General features: G+C 35.6%; 17 protein-coding genes. All 17 read right to left on the reverse strand.

All coding sequences use genetic code 11. From position 1 onward, the window contains the following. Nucleotides 1–15: 15 nt before the first annotated feature. Nucleotides 16–1,410 (reverse strand): amino acid permease, encoded by a 1,395-nt coding sequence (locus tag ACAN52_RS04540; protein ID WP_378952904.1) that lies wholly within the window; start codon nucleotides 1,408–1,410, stop codon nucleotides 16–18. 17 nt (nucleotides 1,411–1,427) lie between these two features. Further along, complete coding sequence (ilvA, locus tag ACAN52_RS04545) at nucleotides 1,428–2,636, reverse strand: threonine ammonia-lyase (protein WP_378952907.1); 1,209 nt, start codon at nucleotides 2,634–2,636, stop codon at nucleotides 1,428–1,430. 12 nt (nucleotides 2,637–2,648) lie between these two features. Further along, nucleotides 2,649–3,035, reverse strand: coding sequence for a RidA family protein (locus ACAN52_RS04550; protein WP_378952910.1), 387 nt, complete (start codon nucleotides 3,033–3,035; stop codon nucleotides 2,649–2,651). Nucleotides 3,036–3,173: 138 nt separating this feature from the next. After that, nucleotides 3,174–3,869: a transcriptional regulator gene (locus ACAN52_RS04555; RefSeq protein ID WP_378952913.1), complete on the reverse strand. Its 696-nt coding sequence runs from the start codon at nucleotides 3,867–3,869 to the stop codon at nucleotides 3,174–3,176. A gap of 236 nt (nucleotides 3,870–4,105) precedes the next feature. Next, nucleotides 4,106–4,690 (reverse strand): nitroreductase family protein, encoded by a 585-nt coding sequence (locus ACAN52_RS04560; protein WP_378952916.1) that lies wholly within the window; start codon nucleotides 4,688–4,690, stop codon nucleotides 4,106–4,108. Between the two features lie 118 nt (nucleotides 4,691–4,808). Further along, entirely contained in the window at nucleotides 4,809–5,405 is a 597-nt protein-coding gene (gene yfbR, locus ACAN52_RS04565; protein WP_378952919.1) for a 5'-deoxynucleotidase, read from the reverse strand. 225 nt (nucleotides 5,406–5,630) lie between these two features. Then, nucleotides 5,631–6,242 (reverse strand): class I SAM-dependent methyltransferase, encoded by a 612-nt coding sequence (locus ACAN52_RS04570; protein ID WP_378952922.1) that lies wholly within the window; start codon nucleotides 6,240–6,242, stop codon nucleotides 5,631–5,633. Between the two features lie 41 nt (nucleotides 6,243–6,283). Continuing rightward, nucleotides 6,284–6,862, reverse strand: a complete 579-nt coding sequence (locus ACAN52_RS04575) for a DJ-1/PfpI family protein (RefSeq protein ID WP_378952925.1) — start codon at nucleotides 6,860–6,862, stop codon at nucleotides 6,284–6,286. 97 nt (nucleotides 6,863–6,959) lie between these two features. Further along, the gene (locus tag ACAN52_RS04580; RefSeq protein WP_378952928.1) at nucleotides 6,960–7,643 is read right to left on the reverse strand and encodes an FHA domain-containing protein; all 684 of its coding nucleotides are present in this window, start codon (nucleotides 7,641–7,643) and stop codon (nucleotides 6,960–6,962) included. Nucleotides 7,644–7,767: 124 nt separating this feature from the next. Then, on the reverse strand, nucleotides 7,768–8,595 hold the full coding sequence (gene blaOXA, locus ACAN52_RS04585) for a class D beta-lactamase (protein ID WP_378952931.1): 828 nt from the start codon (nucleotides 8,593–8,595) through the stop codon (nucleotides 7,768–7,770). 303 nt (nucleotides 8,596–8,898) lie between these two features. Then, the gene (locus ACAN52_RS04590; protein WP_378953100.1) at nucleotides 8,899–9,429 is read right to left on the reverse strand and encodes a cob(I)yrinic acid a,c-diamide adenosyltransferase; all 531 of its coding nucleotides are present in this window, start codon (nucleotides 9,427–9,429) and stop codon (nucleotides 8,899–8,901) included. Nucleotides 9,430–9,475: 46 nt separating this feature from the next. After that, nucleotides 9,476–9,595: a hypothetical protein gene (locus tag ACAN52_RS04595; protein ID WP_378952934.1), complete on the reverse strand. Its 120-nt coding sequence runs from the start codon at nucleotides 9,593–9,595 to the stop codon at nucleotides 9,476–9,478. Next, entirely contained in the window at nucleotides 9,582–10,076 is a 495-nt protein-coding gene (locus tag ACAN52_RS04600; RefSeq protein ID WP_378952937.1) for a DUF1003 domain-containing protein, read from the reverse strand. The genes ACAN52_RS04595 and ACAN52_RS04600 overlap by 14 nt, the downstream gene beginning before the upstream one ends. A 178-nt stretch (nucleotides 10,077–10,254) precedes the next feature. Continuing rightward, nucleotides 10,255–10,500 carry a hypothetical protein gene (locus ACAN52_RS04605; RefSeq protein ID WP_378952940.1) on the reverse strand — a complete coding sequence of 82 codons (246 nt, stop codon included), beginning with the start codon at nucleotides 10,498–10,500 and terminating at the stop codon, nucleotides 10,255–10,257. Nucleotides 10,501–10,691: 191 nt separating this feature from the next. Continuing rightward, entirely contained in the window at nucleotides 10,692–11,810 is a 1,119-nt protein-coding gene (locus ACAN52_RS04610; RefSeq protein WP_378952943.1) for an HD-GYP domain-containing protein, read from the reverse strand. Between the two features lie 243 nt (nucleotides 11,811–12,053). Then, complete coding sequence (locus tag ACAN52_RS04615) at nucleotides 12,054–12,272, reverse strand: hypothetical protein (protein ID WP_378952946.1); 219 nt, start codon at nucleotides 12,270–12,272, stop codon at nucleotides 12,054–12,056. 277 nt (nucleotides 12,273–12,549) lie between these two features. Further along, the gene (locus ACAN52_RS04620) at nucleotides 12,550–12,927 is read right to left on the reverse strand and encodes a VOC family protein (protein ID WP_378952949.1); all 378 of its coding nucleotides are present in this window, start codon (nucleotides 12,925–12,927) and stop codon (nucleotides 12,550–12,552) included. Nucleotides 12,928–12,971 lie beyond the last annotated feature (44 nt).

The raw sequence follows: 12,971 nt of genomic DNA on the forward strand, positions 1-12,971 counted from the left end.
TCTATAATAAGATTTTTATTTAGCAGCTTCTTGCACTTCTTCTAACTCTTCATTTTCCTGTCTTTTTCCCATACCAGAAGCATAATAACTTACAGTAACGATTGCGCAGAATACGGCTCCGACAATTAATGATACACGAGTATCTGCATTAAACCACATTCCAATCAATACTAAGGTTAAAAAGATGATGGTTGCATAGTTGCTGATCGGGAAGAAAGGAGATGTGAATGGATGGTCTTTTATTTCATCTTTCCATTTCTTTCTGAATTTAAATTGACTAAATGCCAATACAAACCACGGAATCATTCCTGGAAGAATGCTTGCACTATAGATATAAAGAAATAGCTTGGAGTCTGGAATAAAGAAATTAAAAACAACTCCTAATAATAGGCAGGCGATTGTTGTCATAATACTATTTCTTGGTACACCGCTTTCAGATACTTTGCCAAAAAATTTAGGAGCTTGGCCATTTTCAGCTAATGTATAAAGCATTCTTCCAGCGCTATAAATACCGCTATTACAACCTGACATGGCTGCTGTCAGAACAACGAAATTAATAATACCAGCAGCGGCAACAATACCAACTTTAGCAAAGGTCATAACAAAAGGACTACCAATTGCACCAATTTGGTTCCAAGGATAAATGGAAATAATAACAAAGATTGCACCAACATAAAAAATTAAAATACGCCAGATAATATTTTGGATAGCTTTGCGTAATGTATTTTTAGGATCTTCAGCTTCACCAGCTGTAATTCCAACTAATTCTACGCCTTGATAAGCAGCTGTTACGAGACAGAGAGCAAACAAGAAACCTTCTAAACCGCCAGCGAAGAACCCACCATGGATATAAAGGTTTTCGATACCAATTGGTATGCCGCCATTACCTAAACCGAAGAAAATCATTCCCGTACCAATTACAAGCATCGCGACAATTGCAACGACTTTAATCATAGCAAACCAAAATTCGAATTCCCCATAATATTTTACAGCCGCTAAATTAGCTGCCGCAACGATTCCTACCCCTGCCAAAGCCGGCAGCCATTGGGGAAGATCAGGGAACCAATAACTCACGTAAATTCCAATGGCCGTAACTTCTGACATTCCGACCGTAACCCACAAGAACCAATAACACCAAGCGGTCAAGTAGCCAGCTAACGGGCTCACATATTTATGAGCATAGGTCGCAAAAGAGCCTGTAACTGGTTCGAGAAAGAGCATTTCTCCCATGATACGCATGACAAAAAACATAACAATACCAGCTAAGGCGTAAGCCAATAACACAGAAGGACCAGCCCATTTTATTGTGCTCGCTGAACCCATAAACAACCCAACACCAATCGTACCTCCGAGTGCAATCAGTTCGATATGCCGCGCCTTCAGACCTCTGGTTAATTGTTTTTCTTCCATAAAAAACACTTCCTTTCTTATCGAATATTTACGCTATAGTGACGTTCTTCCATGAGTCTTTTTATCTTATAAATTTGTTCATCGTCTGCAGTTTCTAATTCTAATTCTACTCTGGCACAGCCCAAGTCTACATCTCTATTTTCTCGACTGTGCGTAATTGCGAGTACATTAGCGCCTGCATTGGCAATTAACTGTAATAGTTGCCACAAAACTCCAGGTTTATCTGAAATCATGGTATCAAAGAATACTTTACGTCCGGATTTTACAAGTCCTTTGTTAATAATGCGCGTCATCGTATTCACATCAATATTTCCACCACTGATGACGGCTGCAATCTTACGATTTTTATAGCCTGAAAGCCTATTTAGGATTGCTGCAATACTTGCAGCACCTGCGCCTTCAGCGACAGTTTTAACTCTTTCAAGTAGTAATAAAATTGCACTTGCTATTTCTTCCTCATCAACAGTGACGATATCATCTACATAATGCTGGACGATATCAAAATTTAAATCGCCAGGAGTTTTAACAGCGATACCATCAGCAATCGTTGGAATTCCATCAATTGTCACGACGTGTTTTTGCGAAATTGCTTCTACCATAGACGGCATATTTTTTGTCTGTACACCAATGATTTTTATCGTTGGCTTTATTTGTTTTAATGCGACTGCCATTCCAGAGATTAGTCCGCCACCGCCGATTGGTACAACTACCACTTCCACATCTGGCAGATCCTCTAACAGTTCTAAAGCAATCGTTCCCTGACCTGCAATGACCATTGGATCATTAAAGGGATGAACAAATGTGGAATTTTCTTCTGCTTGAATTCGTTTGGCCTCTGCATACGCTTCATCGTACACATCACCATGTAAGACTACTTTTGCTCCATACCCACGCGTAGCATTCACTTTTGACAAAGGGGCATGCTTTGGCATCACAATCGTGGATTTGATGCCAAAAGTGGTCGCCGCAAGAGCTACCCCTTGGGCATGATTACCAGCAGAAGATGCGATAACACCATTTTTCTTTTCATACTCACTTAGATTTGCTACTTTGTTGTATGCACCTCTGAGTTTAAAAGAACCAGTTCTTTGTAAATTTTCCATTTTGAGATAAATATGATTACCGCTCATCTCGCTGATGGTATTGGTATAGGCTAATCCAGTTCTGCAAATTACCCCATCTAAGATTTTGCGAGCTTTTTGTATCTCTTCTAACGAGACATGCATTTCATCACATCCTTACTTATGTTGGCAGTATGCAACAACTTCTATTTCGACTAAGGAACCTTTTGGTAGATTGGCAACCGCTACGCATGAACGAGCAGGTAGAGTATTAGTAAAGTATTTTTCATAGACTTGATTGACAGCAACAAAATCGTCCATATTCAGAATAAAGACCGTGGTTTTTATAACATTGTCAAAATCCACCCCCCCAGCAAGTAAAACTTGTTTTAAATTGTCCATTACCTGTTTGGTCTGAGCTTCGATTCCACCTTCAACCAGCATAGCAGTTTTTGGATCAATTGGAATCTGACCTGACGTGAATAGATAATCTCCAGCCTTTATCGCTTGGGAATAGGCACCGATTGCGAGAGGAGCTTCTGAAGTTTTGATTATTTCTTGCATAGTCATTCTCCTTGTCATTTTTTTCGTACCATATCATCTATATTTATATCAGGTTATTCCGTGCTGATCGTGTTCTTATGAAGACACTTCAATTCAGGAAATCCTGAAAGGTACCTAAAAGTCATATGATATCACTAGTTATTTCATAGCTAAATAGCGATAAATAGTGCTTTCTGATGTTTTTAAAGTAGTAGCAACTTTTGTAATGGCACCTTTGATCTTAAAAATTCCATTTTCACGTAATTCTTGAACAATTGCACTTTTTTCTTCAATTGACATTCTTTCAGCAGAAATATTGTATTTAGCAATTATTTTAGTTACTGCATCATCCACTACATTATCTAAGGAAGTACTTAAGGATTCTGTCACTTCTTCATTTTCATCCATTCGGACTACATTATTAAATAATGCATTTAGTGGGAATTCTGTTGGAATCTTATTAATATGATGATCTGGTGAATTTAAAATATTTACACAAAGCATTCCGATTAATTGTCCTTTCTCATCTTTGATATAATAGGTAGACGATATTAATTTTTCACCACTATCTGTACGACTGCGATAATTTACGAGAGCATTTTGATTTAAACGGAATTTGTCTTCCAATAATTTAATTCCTAAATCTGTTAAAGGACATCCCAAATATCGTCCGCTAATATATCCATTTCGAATTGCAATAACAGAATTTTCCACATCTACAATGTCGTGCAAAAGCACTTCACAATGAGAACCTATGATGTCTGCAATAAAATCCACGAGAGGAATATATAAATTTAGCAATTTTTTGTATCCCATAAATCCACCTTCTTGTTGTTTGAATTTTCTATATTGCATGTATTCTCTAAAAAATAATAAATTCCTTCCATGATAATAAATTTTTATTATCATTTTAAAAAGTCTTAATCACAGTATTAGAAGTAAAGGATAAAATATACATCTAAGGTAAAATTATATTTCATCAATAAAGTAATCTAAGTATCGTAAAATCAAAAAAGCCTTTTATTACCTACACTAGAATAGATAATAAAAGGCTTTTTTGGATTTTATTTTGAGAAGCTTTTATGAATAGCTTATTTTATAATAGTTACAGTACCTTCTTTGCGTGGAGTCGCTTTCGGTTGATTGCCTGACACATATCCTAAGGCAGCTGCACCACATATTTTATAATTTTCTGGAATACCAAATGTCGTTAATACTTCTCGGATTTTTGGTTGATCGCCAAACCAAGTCAATTGGTTGATCCAACATGAACCCATATGTAATGAATGTGCAGCTAAAAAAATATTTTGCAGAGCTACTGAGGAATCAGCCATAGCATTTGAATACTCTCGATCATTAGACACGATAATTAGAGTAGGAGCATGGTAATAAAAGTTATAACGATTACTTTCTGCTGCTTTTTTACCGGATACTTTTGAACGATATGTTGTATTATCAATAATCAAATCTTTAAAAGCTTCACGCACATGGGCATTGAGTTCTTTGAGTTTTTCTTCATTTTGTACAACAGAAAAATGCCAAGATTGAGAATTGCCACCACTTGGTGCATATTGAGCCGCTTTTATAATTGCCTCCAGCTCAGTATCTAAGATTTGCTCTTTCTGATAGGCTCTGATACTTCTACGAGTTAAAATATTTTGTAAAATCTCATTCAAGTAATATTCCTCCTCATTTTTAAATCATAGTAAGATGACTTATTTCAGATATATGTATATACATGTTAACTTATGGTATATTGAATGTCAAACATTAACTTTTTAGGAGAATAGATAGTCAATTTTCTTGATCCAAATAGTTTAACTCATCCAAAGATAAGAAAAAACTAGGTGAAAATACTTCCATGAAATAATTAACCTCAGGCAAATTGCTCTCTGCCAGCTCTTGTCGGAGCATTTTTAAAGCAACAGAAAATTCCTGATTACCAACTTTGAGCTCCTCAACGCATTTTAGATAGGCACTAATTTTGTCTGCTGCTTTAACAAGCCGCCATAACTCTGCATCTTCTTCCTGGTATATCAGTAGGTTCTGGTAATAACTTTTCAACTCATTGGGTAACATATTATACATCTTCTTTTGCGCCATCCCCTCAATGTCTTTATAGACAGTTTTAATCTGGGGATTAAAATATTTTACAGGAGTTGGTAGATCTCCAGTGAAAATCTCAGAGATTTCATGATACATGCCAATCAAAGCGACTTTTCCAACGTCGAGCTCTCCACCGAAATGTGTATTTCGAATGACAGCCAAGTTGTGAGCAATCATGCCAACTTGAAGGCTATGCTCTTGGATGTTTTCCATTGTTGTATTTCGCATAAGCCCCCAACGTTGGATAAATTTCATTCGGGATAAAAAAGCAAAAAAATGACTCATCGTGTTTACCTTTCTTTAACGCCTTTCAGATTTTTCAACATATGCTAAACAGTCTTGGCCCGATGACTGTCTAACGACTTCACAAGGTAATCGACTACTTTTAAACCCAATTGCTTTACAACCATAAGGAAAGTGCTTATCCCAAGTTGTATATAGATAAATGCAGCGTGTACAAAAAGGTTTTTTACTATCCACAATCTCACCTCTAGGAATAACTTTGGTTGTTTATTTTTTACCAATCATGATAAACAAGGAATAGTTTGTATTTACATCTTCAATGATTTTTTGATCATGATAAAAAGTCGAGGATTCTATCTTTTTAAACCCACTTTTTTCAAGACTGCTTTTTAAATCTGTTTGATTAAATCCATTATGACCAGTAAAATCTTTCTCCAATTGATGAAAACTGCCATCATCTTCATCAAGTTCAACAATGCATATCGATCCATTATTTTTTAATAAGCAATATAAGCTTGCCAAAGTCTTGTCGATATCTAGAACATGGTGTAATGCCATTGAGGTATAAATTAAATCATATTTTGGTATTAACAAATTTTCATCATTAATATCTCCTTGATAAGCGATCATATTATTAACTTTATATTGTTGAATCTTTGCATTTAATGTATCGATCATACCTTGGGATGTGTCAATACAGGTTATGTCTTTAAGCTTGTCATGAAGATTAAAGCTAATGAGCCCTGTCCCGCAACCAAACTCTAGGGCACTATAAGACTTGTTTAGTTGAACGGAATGAGTGATCTGCTTTGCAATGACTGTTGCTCTTTTGATTCTTTTTTCATTATCCCAACTTATGGCCTGAATATTAAAATCCATCTTTCCATCTCCCATTTATCCTACCTTGTATTATCTTTATTTTATAAAGAATTTATATCAATTGCATACTCTATTTTACGTGCCACTTCTTGTGATAAGTTTGCACTAAATAATTGTTTTAGTAAATAAAAACCCAATTCTAACCCTGAACTGACTCCACCTGATGTAATGATTTTTCCATCTTGGACTACTTTTGAAGAAATAACGTTTACGGAATATGATTCTAGCTCGGAAAAAGCCGTATGATAAGTCGTTGCTTTCTTACCTGTCAGTAAACCAGCCTCTGCCAGCAAAAAAGCCCCTGTGCAAACAGAGGTAACATAGGTAGCGGCGATCATTTGCTTTTGAATGAACTCTTTGATAGGGGTGCTTTTCATCGCGTCTATTCTGCCTTTACCGCCTGGGATGACTAAAACGTCTAAATTAGGACAATCTTGCAGAGTCATATCAGGGATGATTTTCATACCATTAAAGCCGTAGATTAACTCGGCAGTTTCAGCGACGAGCAGGACCTTAGTACTGCTTGGCTGTATTTTATTCACGTAGCTTAACACCTCAAAAGGACCTACAAAATCCAATTCTTCTACTTGAGGAAATATAAGTATACCGATTGTTACCATATCCATCACTCCTCTTCTTTTAGCAACGAGTCATTATTTGTATTGGATAGACAAAAGACACTAACCAGAAAAAAGTTAGTATCTTCTATATCATAACTCACTTTATTTCCAGCATATATCCGCGAGCTCGCACCGCTTTTAGCATCTCGCCGCGTTTTCCTAGTTTTTTACGAACACGATAAATCAATACATTAATCTCATCTACTCCAACATCTGGAGAACTATTCTCGCTAAGAATTCTCTCGGGCCATACTGCCGACCTAATTTCGTTATAAGTCACGACTGTATTTGTATGATCGTATAGGAGTTTGAAAAAATTCCATTCTTTTTCTGCTAGGAAAACAGGTTGCCCATCAATACGACATTCCCATTTTGCACAATCCAAAGCAATTGAAAGATCTTTCTTCAAGGACATGGATTGGGTTTGACTCAGATCCATTGTTTCTTCATTTTGTGAGAAAGTGGCGATACGGAGATCCACTATCCCCATAGATAAGCTAATTTTATCGCCATTCTTAAGCAAATATTTTTCATAAGGAACAATTACTTTTCCATTCAATATGGTACCATGCTTACTACCTAAATCCCACAATATTAATTCATTTTCACGATACATAAGGCAACAATGTTTACGAGAGATTAAGAAATTCGAAAAACTAGCATCTACTTGGTGAGCATGGCTGGAACGCCCAAGGTAAAATTCGTAAGTTGGTAGCTCCAGCCGAGTGCCTGCTTCGTAAGGTTCTCCTCTTTCTATTATAAGACAAGCACGTGATTGCAAAACCAACCCTCCATAGTCACAATGATTTTATTTTACTATACTCTTTTAATCCAATTTTTTCAATTATAACATGGATCATCTGATTATAAGTGGCTATTATTATGCTTGTAAATCTTTTTAAATCTTATCGAGTCAACAATTTATATTTTTTAAGAATATCAATCGTCACTTTTTTGGCGACTGGACCAGCGATTATCTCTTTCTGATCGAGGTTAGTAGCAAATACATAAGGATGTCCCTTCACAATAATAAAACCGACAAACCATCCTGTTGAATAATGATCAACAACTCCTGAACTCCCTGTCTTCCCATAGAGGGTATACTCATCACCTTCTTGTAAAATCATCATACGTTTAACAGTTTTCATGATATCTTTGTCAAAAGGAAGAGTTTCTTTATATAACCCTTCTAGAAAATGAATTTGCGCCAAGGGGGAAATTTTTAATGAGCTATTGAGCCAAAATTGATCAATACCACCATGGATATCACGGTTACCATAGGAACAACGATTCAACCATTCTTGCATACGTTCTTCGCCAATGTCACGAGCCATCGCCTGATAATACCAGACAACAGAATTTCTCATGGCTGAACCAAGCGTATGATCTTGATTCCAAACAGGTAGTGCGCGAGTCTTACCATCCCAATATTTGATGTCATATTCATCTTTTACGGTCTTTACCTGTAAACCAATCAATGAATTCATAATTTTAAAAGTAGAATTAGGGGATCTCTCTTCTTCAGCTCGTTCCTCGTTGTATATAAATATTTTTCCTGATTCTACATCTTTAAGGATGAAAGTACCTTCTGCTTTTGGAAAAAATTCATCTACATTGATACTGCTAATATCTAGTTCTTGACGAACAGGCTGTATCTTACTGGTGCAAAAGGCTACAACTGAGCCTATAATTAAAAAAAATACAGTTAAGATCATAATAGTCTTATTTTTCATTCTACTAATCATTCCTTCCGCTATTTTCAAATCCTAAATACAAACTTCTAAAAAGTATCTTGATTGTGCAAAAGTCTATCTATTCACGATCAATCACCTCAGAAAATTCTGATACTGCCTTTAATTATAATAGTAGAAAATTTCAAAAACAATAACAGCAAACTAATACTTTCCTAACTTAATTACGATCGATTGGAAGTTGGATTTCCTTTGTCATACAATAACCTATCAATATAGTAAAAATACCATTCAAGCTTGCATCAAGCAAGCTTGAATGGTATTTTTGATTGAATGAATTAGAGTTCATATCTCATCGACATTGATTAGCTCTTGCTCATCTTCTAGATAACGAGCAAAGGTGTATAATACGTCAGATAGTCGATTTACATATTTTAAAACAAGAGAATTAATGGGTTCTGTTTCATCTAGCTCGATCATGGCTCGTTCAGCTCGTCGGCATATAGTACGAGCCACATGCAAAGCACCGGAATCCTGACTGCTACCTGGCACAATGAATTTAGGAGCAGGGTTCATTTTCTCAACATATTCATCAATCCAATTCTCTAAGCGCTGTATTTCTTCATTACCCAATTGGGGTGAATACACCTTGCCTGATGGATCTGCCAACTCTGCGGCAACTTTGAACAATTCTTTTTGAATCGTGTGGATTCTTTCAAAAATCACTGCATCTTTTATAAAATGCTTTGCAAAGCCCAAAAAAGAATTTAGTTCATCAATAGTTCCGTAGCTCTCAACCCGTATGTTGTTCTTACGAATCCGCGTCCCATCTAATAAACTTGTAGTACCTTTGTCACCTGTTCGGGTATATATCATTGCCACAATCATCACCCCTGTATTTTATTTGATTTGGATTCAAAAATTAGGACCTGGGATAATACATTATGATACAGACTCCTATCAAACAAATAATTCCTCCGAGAATATCGAATTTATCAGGTGGGACTTTATCAATTCCCCATCCCCAATCACCTTTTTCCATCTTGCTGTAAAAATTCCAGTCGTGAGATGATTGTTGACATGATCATATCTTGATGTACTAAATGCTCCATAATAACTTTTATTTCCTCTTCAGCTTTTTTATTGATCTGGTAATCATGCTCAGCAGCTAACCTATCTTTTTCATTTTGCCGATTTTGGCTCATCATCACAACTGGTCCAGTATAGGCCGCTTGAAAACTGAGTACTAAATTAAGTAAAATAAAAGGATATGGGTCCCACGATTGAAAATAACTAGCATCATTGGTTGCCATATATACTAAATAACTATTTACTCCCATCCAGATTACAATCATAATACTTTGATAAATAATAAATGACCAACTTCCCACAACCTTAGCCAACCAATCTGCAACTCGTTGCCCAGTGGTTATTTGATCTTGATATTCTCGATTTATGTTTTTTATGATATGTCCGCCGTGTTGATATCTCTCTGCTGGTCCTCGTATTTTAACAGTACTCATCAGTAATGACTCCTTATTTCTTTATTCCCTTAAAAATCAGTAGCTGTCTTTAATGAAATCAAACATAAAGCAGCTAGTTCCATAAGAAATATCACTGGTGTATAATAAACCTAAACTAGACGGCGAACTGTTTCTAATTTTTTTGCTTCTAATCGTACTTGTTCTTTGGGAAGATTATTTAATTGCCTTGGACTACTTGTAGCAATACTTTCGGTTTATCTAATTCGTATATTTGCGGTTCGAGTCGTTGTAATTCTTCTGCTATCCATCCGTGCTCTTTGGTTAGTAATATCAAGGCCTCATCCATCGTTTCTGCAACTACAGCAGCAATTGCATCTGTATAGAAATCTTGATGTATATTAGGTTCATTCATCATACTCCAACTATGAAATTTTCGGTTATGTCGCCATAAAAATACTTTCATCTCATACCTCCACTATCATATGTAAGGACATCCTTAAATTATCACTATACCGTGTGCAATATGCGTCCTAATGAAAGTAATCCTTACTTATATAAAAAGCATCGATATTCTAAACAAATCTTTCATTGTGTCTAGTCTATAGATACTAATTTAGTTCTCTAAACTATATTTTTTATGAAATTTCGCTCGTTTTAATTCCCATTATCCTTTTCATGATACTCTTTAATATGAGAAATATATGCACGGTCAGCGTGTAATTTCGAATAACTAGGAGGTAATTCTTCAAAATCTATAATAAACAGTTCAGGGTTTTTTAACAGATCAAGTTCAACAATTCTATTGTTGTTATTACCATCTTCGTTGGACGTAATACGAACGATAGGAATATTTTTATTTTTTATATCAACCCCAAGAATGACGCCAATTTGTTGGTTATTAAGTCTCACCATTTTTCCAATCGGATAGATAGCAACATTTTTGTTAAACTTATCGATGATAACTGGATTGAAATATTCATTTGCAGCTTTGTTTAAAATCGCTGTTGCATAATAGACTGGTGTGGGCTGACGATGTGGCATTCCAGAGATTAGACGATCATAGACATCAGCAATACCTATAATTTGCGCATATTCAGAAATGGCATCTCCCTTAATACCCATAGGGTAACCGCTACCGTTCCAGCGCTCGTGATGCTGGAAGCAGGCGTTAAGTATATTGACTGATAGACTATAATTTCCTCGTAGTATCTCCAAAGAATAGAATGGATGTCGCCTGTATTCGTCTCTTTCTTCTTTCGTTAACTTATTGGAAAACTGTTGCGCTACGTTCTTTGAAAATTTAATTTTTCCAACATCGTGAAGCATCGCGGCCAAGCCTAATTCATCTAACTGTTTATCATTATATCCCATCGCAATACCAGTCATAATTGATAAGATACAAGTATTAACAGCATGGGAAAACATATACCCTTCTTTACGGCGTATATCCAAGATCTTAATCATATTTTCTGGTTTCTGCCCAAGTTCATTAATCCATTCACCAACAAGTTTTTTTACGCCATCTAGGTTTACTCCTTTACCAACACTAAAACGCTGAATGACTTCTCGTGCATCCGCAACTGCTTCTTGGCGATTTTTTGAACTATAGAAATCTTCATTCATTTCGGAAGTATTTTGAATTTTAGGGTCTCCAACAAATAAGGACGTAAAACCTTGATTGCGAAGATAATCAATGTATCTTTCTTTTATTACGATGCCCTCATGTAATAAAACCTTGCCATCAGCTGCAATCAGTGGCTTTGATAAATACATGCCTGGCTTTATTTCATCTAATTGTATGCAATATATAAGAATCTCTCCTCACGACAAGCATATTGTTTATTATTTCTACCATATACATCGAAATATAAAGCAAAATACTTAAAACATCAGAGATAAAAAAACTAAGTAAAAAGCTCTGCAGAATGCAGAGCTTTAGAATATTGTTATCAAGTATTCTTTTTTATTCTAATAAGAAGATCCAAATAAGAAGAGACTCTCATCGTTACCCATTCTTTAATGGTGATGATTTCTAAAAAATAAACTATGCGCGGCTTCAATTATTGCGCAACATAAGAAGAATACGAAGACAACTCTAACTGTAAACTTAAGAACGTCCATGATAACTGAACAATAAATATTCCACGATCCGATGATTGGTGCACTAAATGTAATCACTAGAGCAACGGTCAGAGATAATAGAAATAGATAAATAGATGGATAATTCTTCAACATAATATCATCTCCTATAATATTATCTTCTTACCTTTATTATATCTCTTATGATTAAATTTTTCCACAAAATAAACTGAAATTTTGCATTTTTTAAAAAATTCTTTATTGCAGTTGCTTATCAAGTAAAGTATTTAATCATACTATATTACCAATAAATACCCTCTGTAAAGCTTAGCTGCATTACAGAGGGTATTTATTGGTAATACTATTTTCTTCTCCAACGACTGCTGAACTCTGTGTCAAAGAACCTATCCTTTTGTATTATAATACGTGAATTTTACAACATCCCCTGCATAAATTCCAGTCGTTCCCCATCAGGACCAAGGAAAAAGAAGTTCTTCAAGCTAGTTCCTATGGAGCGAGGTACATCAGACAAGGGCATGATTCCAAGGGAATGTAGTCTTTCCATTTCAGCGAAGACATCTTCTACTTCAAAGGCAATGTGATCTACTATTCCAGCTGTACCATGTTCCGTTGCATTCTCTTGTAAACGTTGTACTAATTCAATTATTTGTCCGCCAGAATTGAGGAAAATGAGTTTAACCCGCTCATCTTGATAGGAATTTACCACCTCACAGTTTAAAACCTGCTGATAAAATAGACTTGATTGATCTGCGTCTTTTACTACGAGTCCAATATGTGCTACTTTGTACATTGCATTCACTCCTCTTCTATAAAAGACGCCTATACCAGACCGGC

It is taken from the genome of Pelosinus sp. sgz500959 (assembly GCF_042610375.1).
GTDB lineage: Bacteria > Bacillota > Negativicutes > DSM-13327 > DSM-13327 > CTSoil-075.

Excerpts from the sequence above, each read along its gene's own strand:
- ACAN52_RS04615 (WP_378952946.1), bottom strand. The coding sequence starts at position 12,272 with ATGTTGAAGAATTATCCATCTATTTATCTATTTCTATTATCTCTGACC.
- ACAN52_RS04620 (WP_378952949.1), bottom strand. The coding sequence starts at position 12,927 with ATGTACAAAGTAGCACATATTGGACTCGTAGTAAAAGACGCAGATCAA.
- yfbR (WP_378952919.1), bottom strand. The coding sequence starts at position 5,405 with ATGAGTCATTTTTTTGCTTTTTTATCCCGAATGAAATTTATCCAACGT.
- blaOXA (WP_378952931.1), bottom strand. The coding sequence starts at position 8,595 with ATGAAAAATAAGACTATTATGATCTTAACTGTATTTTTTTTAATTATA.
- ACAN52_RS04575 (WP_378952925.1), bottom strand. The coding sequence starts at position 6,862 with ATGGTAACAATCGGTATACTTATATTTCCTCAAGTAGAAGAATTGGAT.
- ACAN52_RS04590 (WP_378953100.1), bottom strand. The coding sequence starts at position 9,429 with ATGATATATACCCGAACAGGTGACAAAGGTACTACAAGTTTATTAGAT.
- ACAN52_RS04540 (WP_378952904.1), bottom strand. The coding sequence starts at position 1,410 with ATGGAAGAAAAACAATTAACCAGAGGTCTGAAGGCGCGGCATATCGAA.
- ACAN52_RS04610 (WP_378952943.1), bottom strand. The coding sequence starts at position 11,810 with ATGTATTTATCAAAGCCACTGATTGCAGCTGATGGCAAGGTTTTATTA.
- ilvA (WP_378952907.1), bottom strand. The coding sequence starts at position 2,636 with ATGCATGTCTCGTTAGAAGAGATACAAAAAGCTCGCAAAATCTTAGAT.
- ACAN52_RS04570 (WP_378952922.1), bottom strand. The coding sequence starts at position 6,242 with ATGGATTTTAATATTCAGGCCATAAGTTGGGATAATGAAAAAAGAATC.
- ACAN52_RS04555 (WP_378952913.1), bottom strand. The coding sequence starts at position 3,869 with ATGCAATATAGAAAATTCAAACAACAAGAAGGTGGATTTATGGGATAC.
- ACAN52_RS04550 (WP_378952910.1), bottom strand. The coding sequence starts at position 3,035 with ATGCAAGAAATAATCAAAACTTCAGAAGCTCCTCTCGCAATCGGTGCC.
- ACAN52_RS04595 (WP_378952934.1), bottom strand. The coding sequence starts at position 9,595 with ATGGAAAAAGGTGATTGGGGATGGGGAATTGATAAAGTCCCACCTGAT.
- ACAN52_RS04600 (WP_378952937.1), bottom strand. The coding sequence starts at position 10,076 with ATGAGTACTGTTAAAATACGAGGACCAGCAGAGAGATATCAACACGGC.
- ACAN52_RS04605 (WP_378952940.1), bottom strand. The coding sequence starts at position 10,500 with ATGAAAGTATTTTTATGGCGACATAACCGAAAATTTCATAGTTGGAGT.